The sequence below is a fragment of the Thermomicrobium sp. genome (assembly GCF_053493975.1).
In genome coordinates this window covers 1-11,354 of sequence record NZ_JBRBZA010000081.1, presented here as the reverse complement: position 1 = coordinate 11,354, position 11,354 = coordinate 1, and the positions used below count along the sequence as shown (strand labels likewise).

The 11,354-nt window shown below is 66.0% G+C and carries 8 protein-coding genes and 1 pseudogene; 2 read left to right on the top strand and 7 right to left on the bottom strand.

Translation table 11 applies throughout. The annotated features are described in order from the left end of the window. Window positions 1–36: 36 nt before the first annotated feature. Entirely contained in the window at window positions 37–1,674 is a 1,638-nt protein-coding gene (locus ACWIVK_RS12575; protein ID WP_448577082.1) for a thiamine pyrophosphate-requiring protein, read from the bottom strand. 325 nt (window positions 1,675–1,999) lie between these two features. Here ACWIVK_RS12575 and ACWIVK_RS12570 point away from each other — a divergent pair, with 325 nt between their 5' ends. Further along, window positions 2,000–3,181, top strand: a complete 1,182-nt coding sequence (locus ACWIVK_RS12570; protein WP_448577081.1) for a hypothetical protein — start codon at window positions 2,000–2,002, stop codon at window positions 3,179–3,181. 162 nt (window positions 3,182–3,343) lie between these two features. Next, a complete protein-coding gene (locus ACWIVK_RS12565) occupies window positions 3,344–5,098 on the top strand; it encodes a long-chain-fatty-acid--CoA ligase (protein ID WP_448577080.1) in 1,755 nt (584 codons plus the stop codon). A 4-nt stretch (window positions 5,099–5,102) separates the two neighbouring features. Here ACWIVK_RS12565 and lgt read toward each other — a convergent pair whose 3' ends face one another. The 6 genes and pseudogenes from lgt to ACWIVK_RS12535 all read right to left on the bottom strand — a co-directional run bounded on the left by lgt (window position 5,103) and on the right by ACWIVK_RS12535 (window position 11,157). Further along, window positions 5,103–5,963 (bottom strand): prolipoprotein diacylglyceryl transferase, encoded by an 861-nt coding sequence (gene lgt, locus ACWIVK_RS12560; RefSeq protein ID WP_448577078.1) that lies wholly within the window; start codon window positions 5,961–5,963, stop codon window positions 5,103–5,105. Between the two features lie 61 nt (window positions 5,964–6,024). After that, a complete protein-coding gene (locus tag ACWIVK_RS12555; protein WP_448577077.1) occupies window positions 6,025–7,656 on the bottom strand; it encodes a protein kinase domain-containing protein in 1,632 nt (543 codons plus the stop codon). A 59-nt stretch (window positions 7,657–7,715) separates the two neighbouring features. After that, window positions 7,716–8,564, bottom strand: a complete 849-nt coding sequence (gene panC, locus ACWIVK_RS12550) for a pantoate--beta-alanine ligase (protein ID WP_448577076.1) — start codon at window positions 8,562–8,564, stop codon at window positions 7,716–7,718. Next, a pseudogene (gene panB, locus ACWIVK_RS12545) lies at window positions 8,539–9,444 on the bottom strand (3-methyl-2-oxobutanoate hydroxymethyltransferase). Before panB ends, panC begins: the two are co-directional and overlap by 26 nt. Next, on the bottom strand, window positions 9,441–10,361 hold the full coding sequence (locus tag ACWIVK_RS12540) for a Rossmann-like and DUF2520 domain-containing protein (protein WP_448577075.1): 921 nt from the start codon (window positions 10,359–10,361) through the stop codon (window positions 9,441–9,443). Before ACWIVK_RS12540 ends, panB begins: the two are co-directional and overlap by 4 nt. Continuing rightward, complete coding sequence (locus ACWIVK_RS12535) at window positions 10,321–11,157, bottom strand: sortase (RefSeq protein ID WP_448577074.1); 837 nt, start codon at window positions 11,155–11,157, stop codon at window positions 10,321–10,323. The genes ACWIVK_RS12540 and ACWIVK_RS12535 overlap by 41 nt, the downstream gene beginning before the upstream one ends. Between the last annotated feature and the right edge of the window lie 197 nt (window positions 11,158–11,354).

Sequence of the window (11,354 nt, the reverse complement as noted above, 5' to 3'; positions counted from 1 at the left end):
GCCAGGGCGTCGCGGATGCGCGCTCGTCGTGTGGGTTCATGGAGTCGAGATGGCGAGTTCTTTCCCAGTGATGAATTCCAGGAGCGCAGGGGTGCCGTCCTCGACTGCTCGGAGGGCTCGCTGGATGGCCGGCACGATCTGCCCCGGTTCGGTCACGCGTTCGCCGTAGCCGCCCATCGCGCGGGCGAAGGCCGCGTAATCGCCGCTGATGTCGGTGGCGCGGTACTTCTCGGTGGCGACCGGCATGACGGGGATCTCGATGGCCATCGAGAAGTTGTTGAAGAGGATCGAGAGAATGGGGATACGCTCGCGCACGGCCGTTTCGAAATCCATCCCGGTCATGCCGATCGCGGCATCGCCCCAGACGTTGACACAGAGCATGTCGGGCCGGGCGAGCTTGGCGCCCATCGCCAGGCCGAGTCCATAGCCGAGCTGGGTCGACTTGCCCCAACCCAGGTAGGTGAGTGGTCGCTTGCTGACCCAGAAGGGCGAGAGCTGGTCACGCGGGCTCCCCGCATCGTGCGTGATGATCGTCCGCTCGGTCTCGAGCGTGTGCAGCAAGTCCCAGATGACCCGATACGGGGTGAGCGGCACCTCGTCCGAAGTGAGCTTCGGCATCCACTGGGCGAGCCACGCTTCACGGACGTGTCGGATTTGGGCGGCGACCTCCGGCAAGCGCCCACGCGGCTTGCCGCCCAGCCGTTCGCTGACCGCCTCGTAGAGCGCTGCGAGCGTGAGCTTGGCATCGCCGAGAAGTGCGTGGGAGATGGGGACATCCTTGTTGAGGTCGGCTGGGTCGAGGGTGGCCTGGATGATCGTCTTTCCCTCGTAGGGGATACGCACTCCGTAGTTGGTCTTGGTGAAGCTGCAGCCGATGCCGAAGATGACATCGGCTTCGCGCAAGAAGTGGGAAACGGTGGCGGGGTAGGCGCGGCCGCCGGCACCGAGCGCGAGCGGGTGATCCTCCGGGAAGGCACTCTTGCCCTGCAGACTCGTGCAGACCGGCGCTTCGAGGAGTTCCGCCAGCGCCCGGAGTTCTTCCCACGCCTGGGCATAGTGCACTCCCTGACCGGCATAGATGACGGGGCGCCGAGCAGCGACGAGCGCGGCGGCAACCTCATCGACTGTCACTGGATCGGGCGCGACCCGCACGCGGGGCGCCGGTCGGTAGTCGAGCACACCGGAGAATTCCTCCTGGACGAGATCGCGTGGCAGCTCGATCACGGCCGGGCGTGGCCGACCGTTCTTGAGCTGCGTCCAGGCTCGCCGCAAGGCGTTCGGGACCTCGCTGGGGAGCACGACTTGCTCGACCCATTTGGCGATCTCGCGGTAATTGAGGAGGGCGCTGAAGTTGGGTGGGAGGTTTTGGATCGGGCGCGGGTAGCCTTCAGGGAGGATGAGGACGGGGACGCTATCCGCATAGGCTTGTGCCACTGCACCGAAGGCGTTCTCGGTGCCCGGGCCATGCTGCATCGCGAAGACGCCGATGCGTTGACCGGAGGTGACGCGGCTCATGGCGTCAGCCATGTGAATACCGACGCGCTCTTGGCGGACGATCACGGTGCGGATATCGGCCCGCGCCGCTGCCTCCAGGACATCGTTCACTGGGTACCCGATGATGAGGTCGACTCCCTCGCGCTTGAGGATCTCGGCAACAACGTCCGCGACACGCACGCTACCCCCCTTAAGCTCCGTCGTCTTCCGGCCCCTTTACTCCATGGAGGGACGAGGCGAGTCCACGGCGAGAACAGCGATGCCGATCGGAGAGCAGCCAGGGCACGAACCATCTCTCGGCCATATCGTCCCTCGTCGCAGTCTAACATGGTCGCGTCACCGTGTCGGCAGGCACGTTCGATGGATCGATATGCGCACAGACGTCACACACCTGCAACGTCTCTAGGTGGCGAGGCAGGCACGCCAGGACTCGTTCCAGTGACGATGTCTGCTGTCCGATGGGATAATACTGGCCGACCGAAACTGTGTGACCGGAGCGTGCGCGGTGGAGCGACGACCTCGCCGCGAACGGGTTTTGGCTGCACTGATCATCCTCGTTCCGCCCCTCGCCGCCTTATCGCTCTTCATGCCCCGCTGGCGACGCGTTGCAGTGAGGGGGCTACTGGCCTGGGGGCACGCCGTCCTCGCTCTCGCCACCATCCTCTTCTTCGCCGCTGTCAACGCGCAACGACTCGACGAGGGTGACCGGTACGCCGACCTCGGCATGCTCTTCCTCTTCACCTGGGTCGTCAGCGCGCTCGTGATCCCGTTCGGGTTGGCGATCCGCCAGCTCATCGCTGGCGGCAGCGCGATCGCCGTCCCGCGTCCCTGGCAAATCGCGCTGCGCTTCCGCTCCGACGGCACGAGCGAGAGTCTCGTCATGCTGGTCGAACAGTGGCTCGGCGAGCAGCGCGGGGTTCGGGCTGTGGGCGGTGGCTGGATCGTGATCGAGCCGACGGTCGTCGATGAGCAGGCCAAATGGTCGTCGGTGCTCGTCGTCCGTGGAGCGCTCGCGCTGCGGCCGGACAACGACGGAAGGACGATGACCGCGCTCTACCGCGTGTATCCCCTGTCACGCTGGCCGCTCGCGCGGGAATTCTGGTCGCGCGCCGTTCGCCGCCAGGCGTTCCTGCTCGCCGAGCGGTGGAACGCGCGCGTCGAATCGATCGAGGCGCCGTCGCTGGTGCCGGAGATGGAGCGTGCGCTCGCGGAGGGTGTGCAGCTGGCCTGGGAGCTGGAGCGTCTGGACGTCCGGGGCGTCGACCTAGCAGTCACGGCGGTCGTCGCGCTCGTGACACTGGCCCTGGTGGTGATACTCGGACTGCCGCTCTTTCCGACCATGGATGGTGCACTCGTGGGTGTGGCTGGGTTGCTCGCCGCTGTTTTGAGCGCGGTGATCCTGAGCGCGGCCTGGCTCGCCTACCACGTGCGCGCGTCGCTCCACGCCTTCGCAACTGGGAGCGATCGACCATCGCGGATCTCGCTCGCCGCGTTCCTCCGGCGTTGCCCGCTGGTACTGCTTCTCGCCGTCGTCGGCGCGACTGTGTCCGTAGCCAGTTTCGGGTGGGCGACATCACCAAGAGCACCGGGGTGGGCACCGTTTGCGAGCATCGTACTCCTGGTGGTTCCGGTGGTCGTGGGGCTGTGGCTGGGTACCCGGCTGGCCGAGCAGTCGTCTCTCCTATGACCGGATGACCGTCTGGGGAATGCCTGGCACCGACCAGGTGTGTGCTGCACAACGAGAAGGAGGGACAGTGCGGCGTCGCGGAGCGCGATTCGCTATAGTAATCGGCAATACGTCCGCCACGGGTATGTCGAGTCAGCCGCGACGTGAGAAGGGAAGCGACGAATGGGTGCGACGAGCCGATTGCCGCAATCGCTACCAGTGACACCCGAGGCCCGACCGTGGCTCCGGCATTACGAGCCGGGTGTGCCGTGGACGATCGAGATGCCGGAAACGACGCTGCCAGAGTATCTCGCGCTCAATGCTGGGCGGTACCCGCGGCGGGAAGCGATCCGCTTCTTCGGGAAGGCGATCCACTATCGGGAACTGGACGAGGCGGTGAACCGCTTTGCCCAGGCGTTGATCCGGCTCGGCGTGGAACCGGGCGATCGCGTGGGGCTGGTGCTGCCCAACTGCCCGCAGATCGTCATCGGATATTACGGTGCGCTGCGAGCTGGGGCCGTCGTCGTACCGTGCAACCCGCTGTACGCCGAGCCGGAACTGGCCCATCAGCTGGCTGATGCGGGGGTCAAGGTCGTGCTTTGCCTGTCGCTCATGTTTCCGAAAGTGCAGGCGGTGCGCGATCGAGTACCGACGCTCGAGCATGTCGTGGTCACGAACATCAAGGAGTATCTGCCACCGCTGGCGCGAGTCGGCTTCACCTTGTTCCGCGAGCGCAAGGAAGGACACGAGGTGACGCTGCCGGAGGATGGGCGGACGCACTGGCTGCAGCCGCTCCTCCAGCAGGCGCCAGCGTCCATGCCGAGCGTGCGACGCGATCCGGACGATCTGGCCGTTCTCCAGTACACAGCCGGAACGACTGGTGTACCGAAGGGAGCGATGCTGACGCACCGGAACCTCGTCGCGGTGACGCTGCAGACCCATGCCTGGGCGCGCAACATCGAAGAACCGGACGGCAGCGACGTGGTCCTCGGGGTCATTCCGATCTTCCATATTTACGGTCAGACAGTGGTGATGAACTTTCCGATCGTGAGCGGTGGGTGCATGGTCTTGATCCCGCGTTTCGATCTCAAGGCGATCCTGGAAGCGATCGACCACGAGCGTCCGACCTTTTTCCCTGGGGTACCGACGATGTATGCCGTTCTGGCGAACGCTCCGAAGGTGGAGCAGTACAACTTGCGCTCCCTCAAGGCGTGTATCTCAGGGGCGGCTCCTCTGCCCGTACCGGTGCAGGAGCGATTCGAGCGGCTCACTGGTGCGCGACTGGTGGAGGGGTATGGGCTCTCCGAAGCACCGGTGACCCACTGCAACCCGATCCTGGGCGAGCGGCGGGCGGGGACGATCGGCCTACCGATCCCGAGTACGGAGGCGATCATCGTCGACTTGGAAACGGGAACCACCATGTTGCCGCCGGGTGAAGTGGGCGAGCTCGCGGTGCGTGGGCCACAGGTGATGCAGGGATATTGGCAGCGGCCGGACGAGACCGAGCGGGTCTTCCGCGGGAGCTGGTTCCTGACCGGCGACATCGCCCGGATGACAGAGGACGGCTACTTTCAGATCGTCGATCGCCGCAAGGACATGATCATCGTCGGTGGGCTCAAGGTGTTTCCGAGCGAGGTCGAGAAGGTGCTTCTCGAGCATCCGGCGGTGCAGGAGGCGGTCGTGGTGGGGATTCCCGATCCGTACCGTGGCGAGATGGTGAAAGCGTACGTCGTGCTCCGCGAGGGAGCGAGCGTCGAGCCGCGCGCGTTGCTCGCGTTCTGTCGCGAACGACTGGCGCCTCACCGGGTGCCGCGCGAGATCGAGATCCGGACGGAATTGCCCAAGAATCTGATCGGCAAAGTGCTCCGACGCAAGCTGATCGAGGAGGAGCTGGCGAAGCGGCAGGCGAGTGCACCGGAGACGGCGCCGGAGGTGTAAGCGATCACGAGCGAGCAGGCGTCGTTGCTGGCATGCGACGCCGGAGCAACCAGAGCAAGGCGGAGAGACCGATCAGGGCGGTCGCCAACGCGACGACCTGTGCCTGCTGGAGTCCCCAGAACCAGATCGCTTCTTGTCGCACGAAGCTGACGAGGAAGCGTCCGAGCCCGTAGAGGAACCAGTACAGGGCGAACAGCGATCCATCCGGTAGGCCACGGTGGCGCAAGCGCCACAGCACGGCGAGGACGAGGAAATTGATCACCATATCGTAGATCGGGTACGGGTGGGTCGGCACGCCCAAGAGGTCGCGCGGTAACAGCGCGTCCGGGTGCGTGTAGCGGACGGCGAAGGGGCAGTAGCCGAGCCCTTCCGCTGGCACGGCGGCAGCGACACCGGAGCAGACGAGACAGGTGCAGGGGCCGCCCCACGCATCGCCGTTGATGAGGCAGCCGAGGCGCCCGATCCCTTGGGCGAGCAGGAGGCCGGGCGCGACCGCATCGGCGACGGGTCCGATGGGAACCCGCTGGCGCCAGAGGAGGAATGCCGCGGTCAGCGTTCCCCCGATGATGCCGCCATAGACGGCGAGGCCGCCCTCGGTAATGGCGAGGATCCGCCATGGCTGGCTCACGTACTCGCTGAGATGGTCGAGGACGAAAAAGAGCCGTGCTCCGACGATGCCACCGAGGACAGTCAAGATGGCCACGAGGTCGAAGTTCGGGATGACGATCCCTTTCCGGGCGAGTTCGCGGGACGCGAGCCAGATGGCCGAGAGGATGGCGAGTGCGGTAAAGAGGCCGTGCCAGGTCAGGAGGAGCGGACCGACCTGGACGATGTTCGGATCCATCCCGATCGTGATCGTGCGCATCCCTCACTCCTTTCGGTGCTTTCCCAGCGGCGAGTGTAACAGGTGATACCCGGGGAGGGCATCAAGGCTCACCGGCGGCGAGCACGCGGAGCGAGCGCACGGCGATCCAGGGCTCGCTGCCGATCGGGGCCGGTTCATGGACGTTGCGCAGCTCGAGGGTCACGGGGAGGTCGTCCGGCAGTGGGTCGAAGCGCAGGATGATGGTCTGGCGCGACCAACTGGCGGAAGGGAAAGGATCCATTTTCTCCCAGACTATCCGGTCTTCCAGAGCGAGTTGGAGAAGCGGCCTCGGGGTTCCCCGATTTTGCCGCCCCTCCACCTCGATGAGGATCCGCTCGGTCCCGGATGGAATGACCAGCGAGACGCGGCTGGTTCGTGCAGGAAAGAGCAGCGCGGCGTTCGCGAGTTCGCGGGTGAAACTGGGCAAGGCCCCATCGCGGCTGGGAAGATAGGCTCCAGCGAGGTCGGTGGGCGCGAACTCGACCTCCGGTGCGCCAGCGAAGCGGCGGAGCTCGGGCGGGGTAGGCGGCACAACGGTGAATGATCGGATGAGCAGCGTGGACGGCTGCGGTGTAGGAACCGGAGTGGGTGTGGGCGAGCGTGTCGGCGTGGGACTCGGCCGCGGACTAGGGCTGGGTTGCGGCGTGGGTGTGGGTGCAGTCTCAGCGATCGAGGCGGTGGCCGGGCTCGGGGGCGACGTCACGCGGTCGGTTTCGCTCGCCAGCTGTGCCCAGGCGAGCAGGGCGAGGAGAGCGACGACGGCCAGGGAGAGGACAGTCGCGCCACCTGCCCAGGCGAGAGCGCGTCGAGACAGGCTGCGTCGAGCAGGTGATGGCATCGCCTGGACAACCGGGAGAGGATTGCGTGGCTCGGCGGTGCTCGCTGATCGGAGGGCAGCAGCCATCGCCTCGGCGGATCGGTAGCGTGCCGCTGGATCCTTGGCGAGCGCGCGGAGGACGACTCGCTCCAGGGCGGGCGGGATGTCGTGTCGCCACCGGCGGGGTGGAATCGGGGGAGCATGGACGTGCTGAGCCAGCAGTTCCTCCGGTGTCTGACCAGGGAAGGGCAAGCGGCCAGTCAGGAGTTCGTAGAGCAGGACTCCGACGGCATAGAGGTCGCTGGCTGGTGTGGCTGGTTCACCACGGACCCGTTCGGGAGCGACGTACGGAGCAGTGCCGAGCAACTCGACCGGGCTGGTGAGCGTCGGCTCATCGTGCCGACGGGCGATCCCGAAGTCGGTGAGCTTGGCCCGGCCCTGACGATCGATGAGCACGTTGGCCGGCTTGACGTCGCGGTGAACGATACCAGCCTGGTGGATCGCAGCCAAGCCGTGAAGGACGTCCAGCACAAGACGGACTGCCTCGTCGAGTGGAACGGGCGCGTGCTGACGCATGAACTGGGCGAGGTCACCGCCTTCCACCCATTCCATGACGAGAAACCGAATGTCACCGTCCTGGCCGGCATCGTAGACCTGGACAACGTTGGGGTGCGAGACGGCTGCGGCGACGCGTGCCTCGCGTTGGAAGCGCGCGAGGTCGGCTGGGTCGGGTGTCCCGCGCTGCAGGACCTTGACTGCGACCGAACGGTCGAGGACGAGGTCGTGGGCAAGATAGGTGGTAGCCATGCCGCCGTGACCGAGCGGCGCCTCGATCCGGTACCGTCCAGCCAAGATGGTCGGTGGTGTCGGCAGCATCGTCTCCTGCCTCCGCGTCGCTCATCTGGTGGATTGTACGAGGGAGACGCAGCCAACCATCAGGGTGTTCCCGGATCGAGCAGCACGTTGTCGATGAGCCGGGTCGTCCCGATCCAGGCAGCGACGAGCAGGAGCGCCGGGCGTTCGACGTACTCGACTTCCTGGAACGTTTCCACATCGCTCACGCTGACGTATTCCAGGCGTACCGGTGTACCGGTCAGTGTGTGCCGGACGAGTTCGCGGAACGCAGCGGCGGTGCGCTCGCCGCTGCGGAAACGCTCCAGCGCGGCGAACAACGCGCGCGGGATGGCGCTGGCGGCGACTCGCTCCTCGGGCGAAAGATAGACGTTGCGACTGCTCATGGCTAACCCGTCTGGCTCGCGTACCGTGGGGAGCGGCACGATCTCGACCGGGAGTGCGAGGTCCTGGACCAGCCGCTGAACCACCAGCACTTGCTGGGCATCCTTCCAGCCGAAGTACGCGCGCTGTGGCTGAACGAGTCCGAAGAGGCGCGTCACGACGGTGGCAACGCCGCGGAAATGACCAGGCCGGGCTTCCCCTTCGAGACGCTCGCCGATCGGGCCAGTCACCACGACCGCGGTGGAGAAGCTGGGTGGATATATCTCGCTCACTGAGGGAGCGAAGACGGCATCGACGCCCTCGCGCTCCAACAGGTACTGGTCGCGGTCGAGATCGCGCGGGTAGCGGTCGTAGTCTTCCCGAGGACCGAACTGCAAGGGATTGACGAAGATGCTGACGACGACGGTCTCGTTCTCGACGCGGGCGCGACGGACCAGCGCGAGGTGCCCCTCATGCAAGTAGCCCATCGTGGGGACGAAGCCGACCGAACGGCTGGCCTGTTGGGAACGCCAGGTGCGGAGTTCAGCGATCGTCCGGAGTAGGTGCATGCTCGTCTCCTCCGCGCTGGGCTACGAACTCGGCGGCGATCGCTGCGATGGTGTCGGGATCGAGTTCACGGGGGAGTCCGAAGCTTTCGGACTCGCTCGGGAAGGTGCCGCTGCGGACGTCCTCGGCGTAGCGGCGGACCGCATCGCTCACGATGGTGGCGAGGTCAGTGTAGGCGCGGGCATGACGGGGGAGAGGCCCGGGAAGAAGATGGAGAAGATCGCTCAGGACCTGGACTTACCCGTCGCAACCCGGACCAGCTCCGATACCGATCGTCGGGATCTCGAGGAGTTGGCTGACTGCATGAGCGACCGGCGCAGGAACCAGTTCCAGCACGATCGCGAAGGCACCGGCTCGTTCCAGTGCGACGGCATCAGCGAAGAGCTGGCGAACCGCGTCGGCAGTACGCGCTTGCAGCCGAAATCGACCGAGCGTATGCACAGCTTGCGGAGTCAAACCCAGATGGCCCATCACGGGTATGCCGGCGCGGACGAGCCGGGAGACGGTCTCGACGATCGGCCCACCGCCCTCCAGCTTGACCGCGTGAGCGCCGCCTTCCTGGATGAGTCGGCCGGCGTTGCGGAGGGCTTCTTCTGGACTGATCTGGAAGGTCAGGAACGGCATGTCGGCGATGACGAGTGCCCGGCGGGCAGCACGTGTGACAGCCTTGGTGTGATGCAGCATCTGTTCGAGGGTCACAGGAATAGTCGTCTCGTAGCCGAGGATCGTGTTACCGAGGGAATCGCCGACCAGGATAGCGGGAATGCCTGCTTCGTCGATCAGGCGTGCGGTCGGGTAATCGTAGGCCGTGAGCATGACGATCCGTTCACCGCGGCGCTTCATCGCGCGGAGATCCGCGACGGTCACGCGCTGGGGGGTCATCGGGCCACCTCCTCGCTTGCCAACCATCGTTCCAGGTCGTCGAGCGCGACCAGCCGCTCGGGGGCAGCAGCCGCGCGCTCACGCGCGAGAGGGAGCATGGCCTGAGCGAGCGTCCGGTACAAGGGAAGGAGTGTCGGGGCAGTGCGTGTCAGGGCCACGACATGCTGTTGGATCGTCTCGCGGTCGGCTCGGGCGACCGGGCCAGTCAAAGCCTGGGGCAGGCCGAGTTGGTCGAGGTTCGCGAGGACACCCGACAAGAGGGGAAGGAGCGAGCGGAGCGCCGTCGCTCGGTCAGAGGCCGTCGCCTGCGCGATCAGCTCGGCTGCGACACCGGCGAGAGCGACGAGACCATTCGCGGCCAGAACAGCGGCAGCGTGGTAGAGCGGGCGCTGTTCTGGGGAAAGGAGGAAGGGGCGACTGCCGAGCTGCTGCGCCAAGGTGATCAGCTCCTCTTCCAGGGAGGGATCGGCCTCGATGGCGACAGCGATTCCCTGCCAGCTGGTGGGATCGGTCGAACCTGCGAAGGTCTGGAGGGGATGGAAGGCACCGGTCGCGGCACCGGCCCGTGCTGCTGTGGCGAGCAGTTCGCGTCCGAACGCGCCAGCGAGATGGATGACCGCTTGGTCAGGTCGCCAGGACAAGCTCGCGCAGAGTGGGGCGATCGCGCTGTCCGGCACAGCCAGTACGACGAGACGGCCACTCTCGGCGGCATCGTGCGGTGTCGAGCAGACTCGGGAACCGGGGAGGAGCGAAGCGAGTTCCTCGGCTCGCTCGCGTCGGCGGCTCCAGACGGCTGACACCGAGAAGCCGGCCGCGACGAGCGCGACACCGAGCGCGCACCCCGCACCCCCAGCTCCGAGCAGCGCGATCGGTTGTCTAACCGACTGGCTTGGCGATGACGATGATGCGATGGTCATCGATACCGTATGGCCAGCAGGTGACGAGTGTCACGCGTTCCTCGGGCATCGGATCGAGAAAACGACCGGTCGCGATCCGTTCCTCGAGTGGGACACCGACTTCCTTGCGATAGTGGATCTCGACGACACGATAGCGGAAGATCCCCGCGTCGCTGGTGAGGATGACCTCGTCACCGAGCTTCACGTGCTCGAGTGTGCGAAAGACTTCACCCTTCCAGTCGTTGTGGCCGGTGATGACGATGTTCCCGCCCTCGCCAGGATTGGCCGAGGTGTTATGGTGGCCGGCGGCGTACTCAGCGACTTCCCACTCGATGACCTTGACGCCTTGGATCTCGACGATCTTGTAGCCGACCTCGACGACCGGAGCATCGATGCCGACGGAGGGGATTTGGATACGCGTCGGTGGCGGCATCTTGGGTCGCGGGGTCGGCGTCGGTTCAGGGGTGGGGGTGGGTAGGATGGGCAGTGCTTCCAACCGCTCAGCGAACGGGGTGGCGGTCGGGGTCGGGGAGGCGACGGCTTGCAGCGGTGGGGGAGGGGTGACGATGGCAGCGATCTGGCTCGGAGGGGTCTCCGGTGATGGCCGGAGCGCGACCGTGCCCATCGCCGCGATGGCGAGCAAGACGAGACCAGCGAGAATCAGGAGTGCACCGAGCAGGGAAACGTGACCGCGCGCGGGCGGTGCGCTCGAGGCACCGACAGTGTGGCCGAACGGTATGGGGAGTTGCATGGTCCGCCGAGGTCCCGGCTGCCCGGGGGCACTCAACCGGCGTATTGGTGAACGACGATCGGTCATGAGCTCTCCAGGTGCTGCCACGAGAATCAGCACGAACGCATTGGAGTATAGCAAACCGACCAGGTGATCGCGTGCGGGCCAGGGCAGTGGGAGACGACGCGCGAGGCATCGTCTTGTTGCTGACTAGCCGATGGGGCACACTCATCGTGAGTTCCGTCGAAGAAGGAAGGAGGGAGCCTCATGGCCGCGCGTGCGTA